Raw genomic sequence first — 18,261 nt, 5'->3', positions numbered from 1 at the left:
TCCTTACCGTTTCAGATTAACCAGCTCCTGAAGGATTTCATCTGAAGTCGTAATGATTTTTGAGTTTGATTGGAAACCGCGCTGAGCAACGATCATTTCGGTAAATTCATCTGTCAGATCTACGTTTGACATTTCAAGATAGCCTGCCAAAAGCTTACCCGTTCCGTTTTCGCCCGGAGTGGTGACTGCGCTCGCAGCTCCTGAACTTAATGATTCTCTGTAAAGATTGCCTCCGATTTTTTCCAGACCGGCGCTGTTAGGGAACGTGACCAGACCGATTTGTCCGGCATCATGAACCGCATCCCCTGCATCAGTGTATGTAACGGTTCCGTCTGCACCGATGCTGTAATCTTTCGCATCAGTCGGAATATTGATTTTGCCGCCGCCGATTTTTTCAAGGTAGTACCCGTCAGTCGTAACAAGGTTGCCTTGATTGTCCTTTCCGAAATTCCCCGCACGTGTGTAAACGATTCCCGAACCTGTATTAATCTGAAAGTATCCGTCTCCGTCAATGGCTAGGTCGGTTTTATTCTGTGTAGCCTGCGGGGCGCCGGTTGAATGAACGACATCAATGGAAGAAGTCGCGGCACCCAAGCCGATTTGTTTTGAATTGGTCACGTTTGAACCGCCGGCGACTGTCTGGCTGATCATATCTTTAAATGTAACGCGGCTTTTCTTAAATCCCACTGTGTTGACGTTGGCGATGTTATTGCCGATTACATCTAGTTTTGTCTGAAAGTTTTTCATGCCGCTGATACCGGAATATAATGAACGTAACATGTTAAATTCCCCCTGGGTTTCTTTTTATTTAGATGTTTCGCTGACGGCCGTGACATTCCACGGACTGACCTCTTTGCCATTTTCAAGCACGAGCACGTAATTGCCGTTTGAATGCTTGACTGAATTGACTGGGCTTGTCTGATCCTTCCCGTCGCTGTCGCTGAATGTGACATTTTTGCCGATCCAGTTCACATACATCGTAAACGGATCTTGATTTTCTACAAATTTAGTCATCGTCGTATTCATATTCATCATTTGCTCCAATGAAGAAAATGTCGCCATCTGGCTGATGAATTCTTTGTCATCAACCGGATTGAGCGGGTCCTGGTTTTGAACCTGTGTCATTAAGATCTTCAGAAATTCGTCTTTCCCTAAATTCGTGCTGCTGTTTACTGCGGAGGTGCTCTTCGCGTTTGAAGTGGTTGAAGCGCCCGCCGCGGCATAATCCGAGTTTACTGATGTCAACTATTCTTCCTCCATTTCATTGAGAGAAAGCTCCTCCAGCATATCTCCGAAATCGCCTGACTGCTGCTGGTTCTTCTGTTCTCTCTGTCCCTGATGCTGCTGTTTATTGTGATCGGCCGTCTGCCCGTAAACAGGCTGCTGATCCCCGCCTTGAAGCGGGACTGTAAAACGGTCGACCTGGACCGACATATTCGGAAGCGACTGTTTCAGCTGAGGAAGATGCTGTTCCAGCAGCTCTTTCGCGGACTGGCTGGATGCGATTATTTTGCTTTGAAACATCCCGTTTTCGTTTGTCACCTTAATTGTGACAAATCCGAGGTTCTCGGGATTAAGACGAATCGTAAAGCTTCCGGTTGCTTTCCCGAAAGGCGTGTATTTCATCTGTTTCCAGCCGCTGATAACCTGATCCGTTAACGGTTTATTTTCTGCCGGCTGCTGTTCAGCTCCTGCGGACGCTTGCTGAATGCCGGCAAGGCTTCTCGTTCCCGAAAACAGTATATGTGCAGACAATTTGCTGTCAGGCGCCTTTGCGTGAGAAACCGTGCCGCCGTTTTGCTGTTCCGTTTTCCCGGCTGACTCTTGGGATGATTCAGATGATTGAGATAACACAAAAGCTTTCAGCTCAGTTTCAGCCATATCCCATTCCTTTGTTCCCTTTTGAGAAAGGCCCGCAAGCTGCTCCGCGACGCTTTGAAAGCTCTTCAGCTCAGCGGCTGTCATGGAGTAAAGTTTAGATGCAGATTCGTTTTTCGGAAAAAATGTCTGCCGCAGGTCTTGAATCACGCGGTCCGGAACACCTTGTTTTTTCAATGCCTCTAATAAACGGGCGCCTTCCCGGTAAACCGCCTTTGCCTGCGTGCTGTCAGGCAGTTCCTGCTGAGATGTGAAGAGCCGGGATACGGCTTCTTGAATGAAAAGCAAGCCCTTCTCAAGCGCATCCTTGACGGAATCCCCGTCTTTTGCGGAAGAATCCGGCTCATCCGTTTCAGGCTTCGCCCCCTGCTGTTTTCCCGCTAACATGTCTTCAACGGATTCGGCAAGCTGTTTCAATAAAGGAAGAGCTGTTTCAGCCGTCTGCTTTCCTTCAAGAGCTTTTACCGCCTCAAGCAGCTGTTTAAGCTGCAATTCTTTATCTTCCGGGCCGGCTTTCAGCCAATCACCGATTTTCGATAGGGCATCATTCAGCTCTGCGTCACTTGTTTTTGTTTCATCTCCGGGCTGCCGGGGAGAAGTGATTTCCGACAGGAGCCAGTTCTGAAATAGACCTAAGCTGTTTACATTCGTCTTCACATTGCTGTTTTGCGCAGTCTGCGTACGATTACCCGTTAATTCAAGCAGCTTCAACTTACATCACTCCTTATTTCCGTCAGCGGATAGTTTTTCTGTATATTTAGCCGCTTGTTCAGGAGTCATTTTCGTCAAGATTTCAGCAAGCTGCTTTTTACTTAATCCATTTAAAATATCGAGGGCTTCTTTTTCTTTCAGCTTTACGATAATGCTTGCCGCTTTACCGCTGTCCATACTTTTATAGATGTTGATCATTTTATCTTTTCCGGCTGAATCCGAAGCATCTTTTTTTGTTTCATCCGTCTTCGTTTTCTGCTGCTGTTCAGCTTCCTGTTTCAGCGAACGGATTTTCTGATTCAGATTATCGATTTCGGACTTGCTTGTGTCTAAATCTTTATTCAAAATGTTAATTTCACTTTTTTGTTCCTTTATGGTCTTTTCAAGAGAAGCCGTTCTGTCTTCCTTCTGCTTTTCCGCCGCGCTTTTCATTTCTTTCGTTTCGGGAACCAATTCTTTTAAAACAGGCGTTTTAGCGGCTGTTTCCTGAATCGGCTTCATCACATCAACGCCGGCAGCCCAAAGGATGATGCTTGCGACGATGATCAGAAAAATCAGCGGGATCATGATAAAAAGCAGGATTGAACCGAACTTTCCAGATCTCTTTTCTTTATCGGCCATTTCATTCGCTCCTAATGCCCCTGAATCATAAACTGCTTGATTGAAATGTCGTCCATTTCCCTCATCTCTGCAGCTTTATCTTCAAGTGCGAACATATTAAATTGTTTTTCCCGCATTTTTTCAAATTTCTTTACTTCAATGTTTTTTTCGGTGAGCTGTTCCTGCTTCTCATTCATTTCATTTCGTTTCATGATGACAAGCTTTTGATAATGATAGATGGTGTTCTCAAGATTGGAAACGAATTGCTGATAATGTCTCATTTCCTGAACGCTCATCCCGCATTTCAGCTTTGATTCTTTGTCTTTTTCGAGCAATTCTTTTTTGCTCATATTTTCATATAGTTTTTCAGCCACTGTCTCAAATTCAGAAACCGATTGTCTGTATTCAGTCAATGTTTGGTCTTTTTCATTTTCTTTTAATTCCAGCAGCTTTTGAAATCTGAATTGGTACGCCATGATGTTTATTCCTCATTTCCTGTCAGACTCGTCAATGCCGCAATGCTGTCTTCCAATTGAGCAGGTTCTTCCGTTCCTTGTTTTAAAAATTGAATAAGCTGCGGATAAAACTGAATCGCTTCATCAATTTCTCTTGATGACCCTCTTTTGTAAGCTCCGATATTAATGAGATCTTCAGAGTTTTGATAAGTTGACAGAAGATCGCGGAATTTGTTGGCCGCCTCTATGTGCGCTGTGTCTGAAATATTAGACATGACCCTGCTGATGCTTTTCAGGATGTTCACGGCCGGAAACTGCCCCTTGTTGGCAAGCGCCCGGTCGAGAACGATATGCCCGTCTAATATTCCGCGCACCGTATCGGCAATCGGTTCGTTCATGTCATCTCCGTCAACGAGAACCGTATAAAAAGCGGTTATCGTTCCTTGTTCATTCGCGCCCGTTCTTTCCAGCAAACGGGGCAAAATAGCGAACACAGAAGGTGTATATCCTTTTGTTGTCGGCGGTTCTCCCGCTGCCAGGCCGATTTCCCGCTGAGCCATCGCGACCCTAGTGACGGAGTCCATCATGAACATCACATTTCGGCCTTTATCGCGGAAATACTCCGCAATGGCGGTGGCCGTATACGCCGCTTTCAATCGCATTAAGGCAGGCTGATCAGAGGTCGCGACTACGACTATCGAGCGTTTCAGGCCTTCTTCGCCTAAATCCTTCTCGATGAATTCACGCACCTCGCGCCCCCGTTCACCGACAAGTGCGATAATGTTTAAATCAGCTTCAGTCTGCTTCGCAATCATTCCCATCAAGGTGCTTTTCCCGACTCCGCTTCCGGCAAAAATCCCGATTCTCTGCCCTTTTCCTACCGTCAGCAGACTGTCAATCGATCTGACGCCGACGCCCATCTTTTCCCGTATCGGCGGGCGTTTCATCGGGTTGGGCGGCGGCTGTTCCGTCGAAACGGGGGACAAACCTTTCGGAAGCGCCCGGCCGTCAAGAGGTTCGCCGAACGCGTCGACAACTTGTCCGATTAACCCCGCCCCTACTTTGATGCGGAGCGACTCGCCAGTGGCCTCCACAATGCTGCCCGGCGCGATGCTGGCCGCTTCCAGATAAGGCATTAGCAGAATGTTTTCATCCTGGAAGCCTACAACCTCAGCTTTAATTGCTTTTTTCGCATGGCCTTTCGGATAAATGAGACAAACATCTCCGATTGAGCTTTCGGGCCCTTTTGATTCAATCATCAGCCCGATGACCCGTTTAACCTTGCCGTAGCGTTTGTACGGATCCGCTGTTTCAATTGAGTCTATTAAATACTGTGTCTTCATTGCTCCGCTCCCGCCTCAAGCGCCGTTAAAAGCTTTTGCTTTAATTGCATCAGCTGGGTGTCTATGCCTGCATCAACACGTCCGAACGGAGTTTCTATCGAGCACGTTCCCTTCGCGGCTTTTTCATCGGCATATAAGCTTAATCTGCATTCTTTGTATAACAGCTGCTGAATTTCGTCCATATGCTGATGAACCGTCTCATAATATTCAGGGTCCACATAGATGGAGATGTCATCATAATCTTTTACTTCGGCTACTACCTGTTTGACCAGCAGAAGGAAAGCCTCTTTATCGTCACTTTTTTGCCGCCATACTTTTTTAGCGAGCGCAACGGAAAGCTCAATAATTTCTTCCTCAGCGCTTTCCAGTTTTTCCTCGACTGACTGTCTCGCCATTCCCATAACGGCATTGGCCCGGCTGATGAGATTGGCATATTCAGCTTGAGCCTCGGCTTTTCCCAATGCCATGCCTTCTTTATATCCTTCTGCCTTCGCTTCTTCCATCAATCTTTGTTTTTCTTCCGCCCAGCGGTTTTTCTCTTCTTCAATCTGCCGAAGAGTGTGATCCAATTGACTTTTCGCTTCTTCAGACACCCTGTCGGCTTCGGCCTTGGCAAAGGCCATGAGAGCCTCCGGATTTTCAAGTTCCTCCCGGTCTGGCTGGGAATGTGTTTTCCTGACTTCCTGCAAGGAAAGCTTACGCCGTTTTTGTTCAGGAGAAAATGATGATTGCTGTTTAATGATATTAGACAATAATATCGTCTCCTCCGCCTCGCGCGATTACAATTTCTCCGGCTTCTTCCAGCTTGCGGACGACGCCCACGATTCTTGATTGCGCCTCTTCCACATCACGCAAACGCACAGGCCCCATAATTTCCATTTCCTCTTTAAACGTTTCAACCATACGCTGTGACATATTGCTGAAGACGATCTCTTTGACTTCCTCGCTCGCAACCTTCAATGAAAGCAGGAGGTCGTCGTTTTCAACGTCTCTGATCACGCGCTGAATCGCACGGTTATCAAGGGTGACAATATCTTCAAAGACAAACATCCGTTTTTTGATTTCATCCGCCAATTCAGGATCTTGGATTTCTAATGAATCAAGGATCGTTTTTTCCGTTCCTCTGTCTACGCCGTTTAACACTTCAACAACGGCTTCTATGCCGCCGGTCTGCGTATAATCCTGCGTAAAGGAGGAGGACAGCTTTTGTTCAAGGACCCGCTCCACTTCATTTATGATTTCGGGAGACGTTCTGTCCATAACCGCAATCCTTCTTGCCACCTCAGCCTGAACGTCCGGGTTCAGCTCAGACAAAATCTGTCCGGCCTGAACCGGGTCAAGGTAGGATAAAATCAGCGCCATCGTTTGCGGATGTTCCTGCTGAATGAAATTTAAAATCTGTTCGGGCTCCGCTTTTCTCGCAAAATCAAACGGCTTTACCTGCAAAGAAGAGGTGAGCCTGTTTAAAATGCTTACCGCTTTGTCTTCTCCGAGCGCTTTTTCAAGCACTTGGCGGGCGTAATTTAAACCGCCTTGTGAAATATAGTCCTGAGCGATTGCGATATTATGAAATTCTTCAATGATTTCATCTTTTCTTTGATGATCGACGCTTCTGACTCCCGAAATCTCGAGAGTCAATCTTTCAATTTCTTCTTCAGACAAATGCTTGTACACAGAAGCTGATACATCAAGGCCTAAGGAAATCATGAGGATGGCTGCTTTTTGTTTTCCTGTAAGCTTGTTCTGATCACGTTTCGCCATTTTCCATTCCCCCTAATCCTCGTCCAGCCAGCTTCGAAGCAATTTAGCAAAGTCTTCCGGTTTTTCTTTAGCCATTTTTTCAAGCTGTTTTCGTCTGACTGTTTCTTCCGTTTCAATTTTCTCTTCGTTGATATCAGGCAATCGAACCGGCTCCGGCGGTGTTTCATATTCATATTCTTCGTATTCATCCTCTTGTGAGCGTTTCTTTCTGATGAGGAGAATAATAAGCAGAATAATGGCCGCAAGCAGTACGCCGCCTGTAATGTATACCCAGATCGGAAGACCTGAAGATTGTGCCGAATCTGTGTTCAGGCTTGTTTTTCCGTCAAACGGCTGAACGGATACAACGATTTTATTGTTGATATCATTGTCTGTCAGGTTTTGATTTTGCGTTTCGTTTTTATCAAGAGACGTTCTGACGACCGTTCCTAAAATCTTCTGTATATCAGCCTGTCTCTGTGCTGATAAGGAAGCGGCATTTTTCGGATTAGGCGGCTCCACCATGACTTGAATGCCTAAATCACGCACTTTATACGGGCTTTCCGCGATTTCTTTATGAATGCGGTTGACTTCATAGTTGATTTTATTGCTGCTTTTTTCGTAGTCCCCGCTGTTTGAACCGCCGTTTGTCTCGGCATAGTTCGCGGTGTCATTGCTTCCCGTTCCGGCCGTGCCGCCGTTGGCCGCGCCGTCGCCTTTATACGTTTCCGCAACTTTTTCGGCGCTTACCGCTATGCCTTCCATGTTATCTTTATCGACAGGTTCGACAGTGTCTTCAGTGCGTTTTTCCTTCGTAAAGTCAATATCCGCCGTTACGGAAACAACGACCTTATCCTGCCCCATCATTGTGCCGAGCAGTGACTGAACATGTTTTTGAATGTCCTTTTCGACCTGCGACTTAATACCTTGCTGAGATGCATAACTGTCAGAAACGGACCCTGCACCGCTGTCACTTTTGTCATAATATGTAGAATTTTGATCCATTATGACGATATTATCTTCTTTTAAGTTCGGAACACTTTTAGAAACGAGATGGTACAGCCCGTTGATCTGGTTTTGATCAAGCGAGTAGCCCGGTTTCATCTGCAAAACGATGGATGCGGACGCTGCCGGCTGATCTTCACCGACGAACACGGCTTCTTTCGGCATATTGATCATGACCTTCGAGTTTTTAATACCGTCCATTTCATTTATCAGGTTTGACAATTCGGTCTGAGTCGCCTCAACCTTTAAAACGTCAAACTCATTATCTGTCAGGCCGAAGCCCGCATTTTGTCCGAAAAACGAATAATCAATTGATCCCGTTTTCGGCAGGCCTTCCGCTGCAAGCTGGACTTTAAGCGAATCCACTTGGCTCTCAGGAACCTTTATGACCGTGCCGCCGTCAGCAAGTTCAGAAGACACCTTTTTCGTATCGAGCTCTTCTTTAATCTTCCCCGCTTCTTCCGCGGACAAATCTTTATAAAGAGGCACCATCTTTTCAGACGAAGTAAAAATAATAACGACGATGAGTAAAATAATGAATGCGGCCAAGCCGCTTACCATGAGTATCTTCTGTGTTTTTGATCTGTTGTTCCAAAACGCTGCCGTTTTGGTTTTCATTTGCATTAGAGTACGATTCATGTTAACCCCCGGTCATTCCAGTCATTCTCTTCAATCTGACCACTACATCTGCATTCTCATGATTTCCTGATAGGCTTCCACGGCTTTATTGCGGAATTCGGTAGCGGCCGTCAGAGAGATATTTGCTTTTTGGGCAGCGATCATGACCTCGTCAAGGTTTACATCCTTTCCTGCAGCCAGTTCGTTCGTTATTTGGTCAGATTTCACTTGTGACTCATTTAACGAATCAATAGAGTTTTTTAAAAGCTCCGAAAAGCTTGTTTGGTTTGAAGAATCAGTTTTTTGAGTTTGGTTTAATTGATTCGTTACGTTTTGAGTGTTTTGGGTTTGTTGAAGCTGAAAAGGAGTAATAGCGTTAACCACTTACATCACCTTACTTTCCGATTTCTAAAGCCTTCAAAAGCATGCCTTTGGAGGCGTTTAATGCAGTTACGTTTGCTTCATATGATCTCGTGCTGCTGACAAGATCCACCATTTCTTTTAATGGGTCTACATTTGGTTTTTGTACATATCCGTCTTTATTCGCATCAGGATTCTCCGGATCATAAACGAGATTAAAAGCGGACGGGTCTTCCGTAACGCCAGATACCTTTACGCCATTTCCCGCGCTTCCTGTTCCGTTCATCTTGGAATGTAAAAGGGACGAAAATGATTCGCCTCCGGATTGGAGAGATACCAGCTTTCTTCTGTAAGGCACCCATTCGCCATTTACCTGCTTCGCTCTCGTTGTATCCATATTGGCCAGGTTGGACGATACGACGTCCATCCGGACACGCTGTGCAGTTAAAGCGGAGCCCGAAATATTTAAGCTTTGAAAGCCACTCATTATTTTCCTCCTGTCAAGACGGTTTTCAGAGAATTGAATTTGCCGCTCATTCTTTCAACCAAAGCCTGATAATTAATTTGGTTTTCGGCTAAATCTGTCATTTCTTTGTCGATATCGACATTGTTTCCGTTTTGCTGGTACGATGTATCACTGCTGGACACGATAGAATAATCGTCCCCTGAACCCGTAAAGTCAACGTGCCGATAGTCGGTTTTTACCGCCTCAAGATTGGATGTTTCCTGATCTAACAAATTTCGGAAAGAGACTTTTTTTGCCTTATAGTTCGGTGTATCTATATTGGCGATGTTATTAGTTAAGACTTTTTGCTTAATGTCCGCTCTCCCCAAGGCATTCTCAAGATTTTGTATAGTTCCAGAAAATAAGTCCAAATCCACTTACCTCCATTTCAGATATTTTTCTCCTAAAAATCCTTGTCGAGAATTGTAAAACCATATGCTTATTGTAAGAAATAACAGGCTTAAAGTCTATGAAGTTAGGCTAAAAAAAAGTGCTCAATTATATCTATTTTGCATGTAGGTATTAAGTCCTAGAGTATTTGGACTACAAGCATTTGTTTAATATAAGACTGAAAATAGCAGAATTTCTGTATCTTCCTCCTTTTTTCACACAGCAAGATGGATTATCTCAGATCAGCTTCCAATAAGCAACTTTAAACTGCAACTTTTCACCTATTGTCCATAAAAAAAGCAGGACCCCCATTTTCAGGGATCCTGCTTTTGTCTTAATGAGATTTAAGGTTTTCCAATTCAATAAGGAATTTGTTGTTCAGAACTTTAATGTACGTCCCCTTCATTCCCAGTGATCTGGATTCAATGACGCCTGCGCTTTCCAGCTTTCTCAGCGCGTTAACGATTACTGAACGCGTAATGCCGACACGGTCCGCAATCTTACTTGCCACAAGCAAGCCTTCGTTTCCGTCAAGCTCTTCAAAGATATGCTCAATCGCTTCAAGTTCACTGTAAGACAGAGAACTGATCGCCATTTGAACAACCGCTTTGCTTCGCGCCTCTTCTTCGATTTCTTCCGCTTTTTCTCTTAAAATCTCCATCCCTACAACGGTTGCTCCGTATTCAGCAAGAATGAGATCATCATCTTCAAATTGATCCTGCAGACGGGACAGAATCAGCGTGCCCAGTCTCTCTCCTCCGCCGATGATCGGCACGATCGTTGTTAAGCCCGCTTGGAACAGGTCTCTGTTTTCCACAGGAAACGCCGTATATTCGCTGTTGATATCAAGGTTTGAAGACGTCTCCGGAACATTGAAAAGATTTCTCGTGTACTCTTCCGGGAACTGGCGGTCTTCAAGCATTTTTTTCATACGGTCATTTTCAATCTGCTGATTAATAGAGTAGCCCAAAAGCTTTCCTCTGCGGCTGACGACGAAAATATTAGAATCAATGACGTCACGAAGCGTTTCAGCCATTTCTTTAAAGTTTACGGGTTTGCCTGCCGCAGCCTGCAGCATGCTGTTAATAATTCGTGTTTTTTGTAGTAAAGCCATGATAAATAATCCTCCTAGAATTCCTCTTATTAAATTTTCACAATATAAATTGACTTAGATCTTTGTTGTTTGCAATCGTTCCGAGCTTTTCTTCAACGTATTGCGGCGTGATGGCGACTTTTTCCATCGTCACGTCCGGCGCTTCAAACGACAGGTCTTCCAAGAGACGTTCCAATATCGTGTGAAGCCTTCTCGCTCCGATGTTGTCCGTATCCTGATTCACATGATAAGCCACTTCGGCGATCTTACGAATAGCTTCGTCAGAAAATTCAAGAGATATACCTTCTGTCTGCAATAAAGCCTGATATTGTTTTAACAGCGCGTTATCGGGTTCGACGAGAATCTTCACAAAATCATCCACCGTCAGCTTGCTCAATTCTACACGAATCGGAAAGCGGCCCTGCAGCTCCGGAATCAGATCAGACGGTTTGGCCATATGGAATGCCCCGGCTGCGATAAACAGCACGTGATCTGTTTTGACGGAGCCGTATTTCGTGACGACGGTAGATCCTTCGACAATCGGAAGGATATCTCTTTGAACGCCTTCTCTCGATACATCTGCTGAGGAAGAAGCCCCTCCGTTTTTTGCGATTTTATCTATTTCGTCAATAAAGATAATGCCGCCCTCTTCAGCTCTTAACACGGCCTCTTGGCCGACTTCATCCATATCGATTAATTTGCCTGCCTCTTCATTGGTCAGAACCTTCCTTGCTTCTCTGACCGTCATTTTGCGGCGTTTTTTCTTTTTCGGCATCAGATTGCTCAGCGCATCCTGCATATTCATGCCCATCTGCTCCATCCCGGAGCCTTGCAGCATGTCAAACATCGACGGCTGCTGCTCTTCCACCTCTACGGAGACGTAATGGTCTTCGAGCTCTCCCAATGCGAGCTGATGCGCCATGCGTTTTCTTTTTTCTTCAAGGCTTGCTTCTTCCTGCTGGTCGGCTTCATCATCATTTGCCGTCTGGCTTCCTCCGAAAAGCATTTCAAACGGATTTTTCACACCCGCTTGTTTTTTCTTTCCCGGAACGAGAAGCCGCACTATACGTTTGTTTGCATTTTCTTCAGCCTGTTCTTTCACTTCGCTGATTTTTTCTTCTTTAATGAGCCGAACGGATGTCTCAACAAGGTCTCTGACCATTGATTCGACATCTCTGCCTACATAGCCGACTTCTGTAAATTTTGTCGCTTCAATTTTTATAAATGGCGCACCGGTAAGCTTGGCGATCCGTCTGGCGATCTCTGTTTTCCCCACCCCGGTCGGGCCCATCATCAGGATGTTTTTGGGAACGATCTCGTCTCTCAGTTTTTCATCAAGAAGACTTCTGCGATAGCGGTTTCTTAATGCCACGGCGACAGCTTTTTTCGCATCCTGCTGTCCTACAATGTATTGATCCAACCGATCTACGATTTGTCTCGGTGTTAACGGTTTGTTTTCCATGCGCCTCAAGTCCTTTCTATTCAAGTTCTTCCAAAATGATCTGATCGTTTGTGTACACACAAATCTCGCCTGCGATTTTCAAAGCGGCTTTTGCAATATCTTTGGCGGACAGATTCTCTCCGGCATAGGTTTTCAGCGCTCTGCCTGCTGACAGGGCGTAGTTTCCGCCGGAGCCGATTGCCAAAATGCCGTCATCCGGCTCAATCACTTCACCTGTTCCCGATACGAGAAGCAAGGTATCCTGGTTCATGACAATCAGCATGGCTTCCAGCTTGCGCAGCACTTTATCGCTGCGCCATTCTTTCGCAAGCTCAACCGACGCACGTTTTAAATTGCCGTTGTATTCTTCAAGCTTCGCCTCAAACATTTCAAAAAGTGTGAAAGCGTCTGCAACAGATCCCGCAAATCCGGCCAGAACCTTTCCGTTAAACAGCTTTCTCACTTTTCTCGCAGTATGTTTCATGACTACAGCCTGACCGAATGTGACCTGGCCGTCTCCTGACATAGCGCTTTTCCCGTTATGCTGGACGGCAAAAATCGTTGTCGCATGAAAAGATGACATGAGAAGGGCCTCCTTTTAATTTTCTTTAAAAGCTCTCGGGTGGTGGGACATATATGTGTTTCTCAGCATTTCCTTCGATACATGCGTGTATATCTGCGTAGAAGACAGATTGGAATGGCCCAAAAGCTCCTGGACGCTTCTTAAATCAGCCCCTTCATTCAGCAGATGAGTCGCAAACGTGTGCCGAAGCATATGCGGGTGTATATGTAAAGTGCCGGATGCTTTTTTTACAAGCCCGCTTAAAATATACCGGATTCCTCTGGCGGTCAGCGGGCCGCCTCTTTGATTGACAAACAGCACATCATGAGGCTCTTTTGCTTTTTCAAGCAGGCACTGCCTTCCGCTGTTGATATACAGCTCCAGCGCATCACGGGCATATGAGCCGAACGGGATATAGCGCTGCTTCTTGCCTTTCCCGTGAACGAGCACCGTATCCATGAACAGGTCAAGATCGCCGACAGTGAGCGTACAGCACTCACTGACCCTCATTCCGGTCGCATAAAGAAGCTCAAGCAGGGCCTGATCGCGCATCCCTGACGGCTGACTTCTGTCTGAGACAGCGAATAGCTCCTCAAGTTCTTTTTCATAAAGAAACTTCGGAATCCGTTTCTCTTGTTTCGGCAGATGAACAAGCTGAAACGGATTCTCTTCAACAAGCTTTTCCCTCATTAAAAATTTATAGAAGCTTCTCAAAGCTGAAATTTTCTTGCTGATTGTTTTTCTTGACAGGCCTTTTTCATAAGCCTCTGTCAAAAATATTCTCACATCATGATATGCAGCTTCTTTCATTCCATTTATATTTTGAGCATGCAGAAACATCCCAAATTCTTCAATCGAATTAACATAATTCACAATAGTATATTGTGAATAATTTTTTTCAATTTGTAAATATTCAACGAATAACTTTAAAAAAAAGTTAACATTCTCAGTCATTATAAAGACCTCCCTCTCCGAAGGGCTTTTAAATGGTATCATATAATGCATCGAAGTTGCAATGAAAAGCTATATCGTTTTCGAAATAGTTTGAATAGTCTCAATTGCGCGTTTAGCGTATTCTTCATTTCGTTCTTTTTTGTTTTTAATTTTTACAGGCAATTCTTTTAAGAGGCCGAAGTTTGCATTCATCGGCTGGAAGTTCTTCTGATTTGTCGTCGTAATGTAGTGAGCCATGCTTCCGATCGCCGTCTCCTGCGGGAATGTCACAAGATCCTGACCGAGCACAAGTTTGGCGGCATTGATTCCCGCTACAAGACCTGAAGCGGCAGATTCAACATAACCCTCTACACCGGTCATTTGGCCCGCGAAAAACAGATCGTTCCGCTGTTTAAATTGATATGTCGGGTTCAAAAGGCTCGGCGAGTTGATAAATGTGTTTCTGTGCATGACGCCGTATCTGACGATATCAACATTTTCAAGGCCGGGGATCAGTTTAAGCACTTCTTTTTGGTCTCCCCATTTTAAATGTGTCTGAAAACCTACAATATTATAAAGCGTTCCCGCCGCGTCATCCTGTCTGAGCTGAACGACTGCATAAGGGCGCTTGCCTGTTTTCGGATCTTCCAGTCCGACCGGTTTCATCGGTCCGAACAGCATCGTTTTCTTGCCTCTTTTCGCCATGACTTCAATCGGCATACAGCCTTCAAAGAAGATTTCTTTCTCGAATTCTTTTAAAGGAACCGTCTCAGCCGTCGTCAATGCTTCATAGAAACGGTCGAACTCTTCCTCTGTCATCGGGCAGTTTAAGTATGCCGCTTCTCCCTTGTCATAACGGGATTTTAAGTACACTTTCTCCATATCAAGGCTGTCTTTTTCGACAATCGGCGCCGCCGCGTCATAAAAATACAGATACTCTTCTCCCGTGAGCTCTTTCAGCTGCTGTGAAAGCGATTCTGACGTAAGCGGCCCGGTCGCGATCACCGTCGGCCCTTCCGGAATTTCTGTTACTTCCTCAGTAAGAACCGTTACGTTCGGATGGTTTTTCACGAGATCCGTCACGCTTTGCGCAAATTCATGGCGGTCAACGGCAAGCGCTCCCCCTGCGGGAACCGAGCATTTATCAGCAGATTGAATGATTGCTGAGTCAAGCGCCCGCATTTCTTCTTTTAATACGCCTACCGCATTGGCGAGTGTATTTGAACGGAGGGAGTTGCTGCATACCAGTTCAGCGAATTTATCAGTATGATGGGCTGCCGTCTGCCTGACGGGCCGCATTTCGTATAGTTTTACTTGAATTCCTCGTTTTGCAAGCTGCCATGCCGCTTCACTTCCGGCAAGGCCTGCTCCGATTACATTAACTGTTTGCTGGTTCATTTCTTTTCATCTCCTGTTGTTTGTCCCTTCCACACAAAGAAGGTGAGCAAGGCTCTGCTCACCGCTACTTCTGTGGTTCTTCCTTATAATCGCATTCGACGCATTGGACTTGTATGCCTTTTTTAAGCTTTTTCTCTACGAGCATATTTTCACATTTCGGGCATTTTCGTTCAATCGGTTTGTCCCAAGATACGAAGTCGCATTCAGGATAACGGTCACAGCCGTAAAAGACGCGTTTCTTTTTTGATTTTCGTTCGACAATGTTTCCTTCATGGCACTTCGGACATTTTACGCCGATTTGTTTGACAATCGGTTTTGTATTCCGGCAGTCAGGGAAGTTGGAACACGCCATAAATTTACCGTATCGGCCCATTTTATAAACCATCCGGGAGCCGCATAATTCACAATCTTCATCTGCGTATTCAGGTTTAATTTCCACTTCTTTCATTTCAGCTTCCGCTTTTTTCACGCGTTTTTCGAAATCGGTATAGAAGCTGTCAATGATTTGAACCCATTCTGTCTGGCCATCTTCAACATGGTCAAGGTCTCTTTCCATTTTAGCCGTGAATTCAACGTTGATGATTTCCGGGAAAAACTCCATGATAAGATCCAGCACGATCTGCCCAAGCTCAGTCGGCACAAACCGTTTATTGTCTAATCCCACGTAACCGCGGCGCTGGATGGTGTCAAGAGTCGGCGCATATGTCGAAGGACGGCCGATCCCCAGTTCTTCAAGCGTTTTAACCAGGCGCGCCTCTGTATAACGCGGAGGCGGCTGAGTAAAGTGCTGCTCAGGCTCAATATCTTTCGATAAAACCGTGTCTCCCTCTTTAAGGTCCGGAAGCATGCGGTCTTTTTCTTCCAGCTGATCGTCTTTACCCTCTACATAGACTTTCATGAAGCCGGCGAATTTGACTTTACTTCCGTTTGCCCGGAATGTCAATCCGTTATTGCTGAGATCGACGCTCATCGTATCAAGTACGGCAGGCGCCATCTGGCTTGCAACAAAGCGCTCCCAAATCAGCTTGTATAGTCTGAGCTGGTCTCTTCCAAGCACCGCTTTTAAGTCGGCTGGTTTTCTGAGCACTGAAGTCGGGCGGATCGCTTCGTGGGCATCTTGAGCGTTTTCATTTTTCTTTGCCGGCTTCCGTTTTCCCGCTAAGTACTCTTTTCCGTACGCCTGATCAATAAAAGCTGATGCCTCTTCAACGGCTGTATTGGAAATCCGCGTTGAGTCCGTTCTCATATACGTGATGAGTCCGACTGTCCCTTCTTTGCCGAGATCAATTCCTTCATATAATTGCTGAGCGATCATCATCGTTTTCTTCGCTCTGAAATTCAGCTTCCTGGCAGCCTCCTGCTGCAGAGTGGACGTTGTAAACGGCAGAGCGGGATTTCGTTTGCGCTCTTTTTTCGTAACCTTGTCAACTGTATACTTATTGCCTTTCAGCTGAGCAAGGACGGCTTTTACGTCTTCTTCGCTTTTTAAAGGAAGCTTTTTGCCGTTTTTCCCGAAAAATCCGGCTTCAAACGTCTCTTTTCCCTTTAAAAATGAGCCGGTAATCGTCCAGTACTCTTCAGGTTTAAAGTCATTGATTTCCTTTTCCCGGTCGATGATCAGACGGAGCGCAACGGATTGCACACGGCCCGCACTGAGGCCTTTTTTTACTTTTTTCCAAAGAATCGGGCTGATTTTGTATCCGACGAGTCTGTCTAGTATGCGGCGCGCCTGCTGCGCATCGACAAGATCCATGTTAATCATGCGCGGATGTTTAAATGATTCTTTAATGGCGTCTTTCGTTATTTCATTAAAGACGACCCGGCAGTCCGAGCTGAGATCCAGATCAAGACTGTGTGCGAGATGCCATGCAATCGCTTCCCCTTCTCTGTCGGGGTCGGCCGCGAGATAGACTTTTTTTGCTTTCTTTGCCGCTGTTTTTAATTCTTTTAAAACAGGGCCTTTTCCGCGGATCGTAATATATTTCGGTTCAAAGTTCTGTTCGATGTCAACTCCCATTTGACTTTTCGGAAGATCCCGGACATGTCCCATTGAAGCTTTGACTTTATATTTCTTCCCTAAATAACGTTCAATCGTTTTCGCCTTTGCCGGCGATTCCACGATGACTAGATAATCAGACATTTTCATCCCCCTCAAGAGGTGTTCTCTCTCTTTTCAAGTATCAATTCATTTTAGAGCTGCCTTTTTATGGCTTTCAACATTTCATTCTTTATGATGAACGTCATTTTATACATGAAAATAATATGCAACTTTAAATCCTCACTATTATTAAATATTACAATACCGTTTGTCAAACGATATTTCAAAAGGGTTCCGTATACTGAACGCATCGGGCGGTCAGCTCTCCGTCAATATCCTCTGCGCATAATACAGCTTTCGCCCCTTCTTGAATGAGTTTTATAGGTCCTCCGGAATATGGATTAAATATGGAACCCGGAACGGCAAATACCTCTCTGCCTTGATCGAGGGCCTGGTAAGCTGTGATTAATGAACCGCTTTTTTCTTTTCCCTGCACGACCACAATTCCTTCACTTAGTCCGCTGATTATGCGGTTTCTCATCGGAAAATGCCATTTTTTCGGCTTTGTTTCAGGAGGATGTTCTGAGAGTAGGAGATGGTGTTCAGCCATGTATTCTGCTAACAGGAGATTTTCCCGGGGATAGATGTGATGGAATCCGCCGGCTATCACGCCGATCGTAAGCCCTTTTGCCCTGATGCTCGCCTTATGAGACAATCCGTCTATACCGGATGCAAGCCCGCTTACAATGACCCAGCCTTTTTTTGAGAGTTCGGCGGAAAGATGCCCAGCCGCTTTTATTCCGTCTTCCGTCGGTTTCCGCGTTCCTACAATCCCGATTTTTCTGCCTTTTTCAAGAAGCGGCGTGTTCCCTTTTGCATACAAGACAGCCGGCGGATCATAAATCGATTTAAGCCATGTTGGGTAGCGGCTTGATGAAATCGGAATGACAGTAATGCCTTCGCGGCGGTAATCGGACAGAACTTCATCAAGTTCCGGATCCTTGCGCTCTATTTCCCGAAAAATTGCTTCGGGCACTGTTTTCCCTTCTGATAAAGCAGTTAATGGATGCGGATCCGGTAAAAAAGACAGAGAGTGATCAGCTTTCCACCATTTTAATAGAAGAGACGGGGAAATGATTTGATTAATACTGCAGACCATTAAACAGCGCGATGCTTGATCCAAATCGGGCA

At 45.4% G+C, this 18,261-nt stretch carries 19 protein-coding genes; all 19 read right to left on the bottom strand.

Features of this window, described 5'->3' with window-relative positions:
- Positions 1–3: 3 nt before the first annotated feature.
- Positions 4–780 (bottom strand): flagellar basal body rod protein FlgG, encoded by a 777-nt coding sequence (gene flgG, locus G9F48_RS03795; protein WP_003154244.1) that lies wholly within the window; start codon positions 778–780, stop codon positions 4–6.
- A gap of 24 nt (positions 781–804) precedes the next feature.
- Positions 805–1,245, bottom strand: coding sequence for a flagellar hook assembly protein FlgD (gene flgD / locus G9F48_RS03790; protein ID WP_003154247.1), 441 nt, complete (start codon positions 1,243–1,245; stop codon positions 805–807).
- Complete coding sequence (locus tag G9F48_RS03785) at positions 1,246–2,589, bottom strand: flagellar hook-length control protein FliK (protein ID WP_165409045.1); 1,344 nt, start codon at positions 2,587–2,589, stop codon at positions 1,246–1,248.
- A 6-nt stretch (positions 2,590–2,595) separates the two neighbouring features.
- On the bottom strand, positions 2,596–3,210 hold the full coding sequence (locus G9F48_RS03780) for a MotE family protein (protein WP_015388236.1): 615 nt from the start codon (positions 3,208–3,210) through the stop codon (positions 2,596–2,598).
- A gap of 11 nt (positions 3,211–3,221) precedes the next feature.
- Complete coding sequence (gene fliJ, locus G9F48_RS03775) at positions 3,222–3,665, bottom strand: flagellar export protein FliJ (protein WP_003154253.1); 444 nt, start codon at positions 3,663–3,665, stop codon at positions 3,222–3,224.
- Positions 3,666–3,670: 5 nt separating this feature from the next.
- Positions 3,671–4,987, bottom strand: a complete 1,317-nt coding sequence (gene fliI, locus G9F48_RS03770) for a flagellar protein export ATPase FliI (protein ID WP_165409044.1) — start codon at positions 4,985–4,987, stop codon at positions 3,671–3,673.
- Complete coding sequence (gene fliH / locus G9F48_RS03765) at positions 4,984–5,739, bottom strand: flagellar assembly protein FliH (protein ID WP_165409043.1); 756 nt, start codon at positions 5,737–5,739, stop codon at positions 4,984–4,986. The genes fliI and fliH overlap by 4 nt, the downstream gene beginning before the upstream one ends.
- Positions 5,732–6,748 (bottom strand): flagellar motor switch protein FliG, encoded by a 1,017-nt coding sequence (gene fliG / locus G9F48_RS03760; protein WP_003154256.1) that lies wholly within the window; start codon positions 6,746–6,748, stop codon positions 5,732–5,734. Before fliG ends, fliH begins: the two co-directional genes overlap by 8 nt.
- A gap of 12 nt (positions 6,749–6,760) precedes the next feature.
- A complete protein-coding gene (gene fliF, locus G9F48_RS03755) occupies positions 6,761–8,371 on the bottom strand; it encodes a flagellar basal-body MS-ring/collar protein FliF (protein ID WP_062623353.1) in 1,611 nt (536 codons plus the stop codon).
- A gap of 42 nt (positions 8,372–8,413) precedes the next feature.
- Positions 8,414–8,734: a flagellar hook-basal body complex protein FliE gene (fliE, locus tag G9F48_RS03750; RefSeq protein ID WP_007409777.1), complete on the bottom strand. Its 321-nt coding sequence runs from the start codon at positions 8,732–8,734 to the stop codon at positions 8,414–8,416.
- A gap of 10 nt (positions 8,735–8,744) precedes the next feature.
- The gene (gene flgC / locus G9F48_RS03745; RefSeq protein WP_003154259.1) at positions 8,745–9,197 is read right to left on the bottom strand and encodes a flagellar basal body rod protein FlgC; all 453 of its coding nucleotides are present in this window, start codon (positions 9,195–9,197) and stop codon (positions 8,745–8,747) included.
- A complete protein-coding gene (gene flgB, locus G9F48_RS03740) occupies positions 9,197–9,586 on the bottom strand; it encodes a flagellar basal body rod protein FlgB (protein ID WP_003154260.1) in 390 nt (129 codons plus the stop codon). The genes flgC and flgB overlap by 1 nt, the downstream gene beginning before the upstream one ends.
- A 353-nt stretch (positions 9,587–9,939) precedes the next feature.
- A complete protein-coding gene (gene codY / locus G9F48_RS03735) occupies positions 9,940–10,719 on the bottom strand; it encodes a GTP-sensing pleiotropic transcriptional regulator CodY (RefSeq protein ID WP_003154263.1) in 780 nt (259 codons plus the stop codon).
- 37 nt (positions 10,720–10,756) lie between these two features.
- Positions 10,757–12,160 (bottom strand): HslU--HslV peptidase ATPase subunit, encoded by a 1,404-nt coding sequence (gene hslU / locus G9F48_RS03730; RefSeq protein WP_014305002.1) that lies wholly within the window; start codon positions 12,158–12,160, stop codon positions 10,757–10,759.
- Between the two features lie 16 nt (positions 12,161–12,176).
- On the bottom strand, positions 12,177–12,722 hold the full coding sequence (gene hslV, locus G9F48_RS03725; protein WP_003154267.1) for an ATP-dependent protease subunit HslV: 546 nt from the start codon (positions 12,720–12,722) through the stop codon (positions 12,177–12,179).
- A 15-nt stretch (positions 12,723–12,737) separates the two neighbouring features.
- Positions 12,738–13,655, bottom strand: coding sequence for a tyrosine recombinase XerC (gene xerC, locus G9F48_RS03720; protein ID WP_007409774.1), 918 nt, complete (start codon positions 13,653–13,655; stop codon positions 12,738–12,740).
- A gap of 69 nt (positions 13,656–13,724) precedes the next feature.
- A complete protein-coding gene (gene trmFO / locus G9F48_RS03715; RefSeq protein ID WP_012117550.1) occupies positions 13,725–15,032 on the bottom strand; it encodes an FADH(2)-oxidizing methylenetetrahydrofolate--tRNA-(uracil(54)-C(5))-methyltransferase TrmFO in 1,308 nt (435 codons plus the stop codon).
- Positions 15,033–15,096: 64 nt separating this feature from the next.
- Complete coding sequence (topA, locus tag G9F48_RS03710; protein ID WP_165409042.1) at positions 15,097–17,172, bottom strand: type I DNA topoisomerase; 2,076 nt, start codon at positions 17,170–17,172, stop codon at positions 15,097–15,099.
- Between the two features lie 181 nt (positions 17,173–17,353).
- A complete protein-coding gene (dprA, locus tag G9F48_RS03705; RefSeq protein ID WP_165409041.1) occupies positions 17,354–18,253 on the bottom strand; it encodes a DNA-processing protein DprA in 900 nt (299 codons plus the stop codon).
- Positions 18,254–18,261: the final 8 nt, after the last annotated feature.

Source organism: Bacillus sp. EKM420B (assembly GCF_011065565.1).
Lineage (GTDB): Bacteria > Bacillota > Bacilli > Bacillales > Bacillaceae > Bacillus > Bacillus velezensis.
The sequence above is the reverse complement of the archived record's forward strand: the minus strand, read 5'-3'. Positions and strand labels throughout refer to the sequence as shown.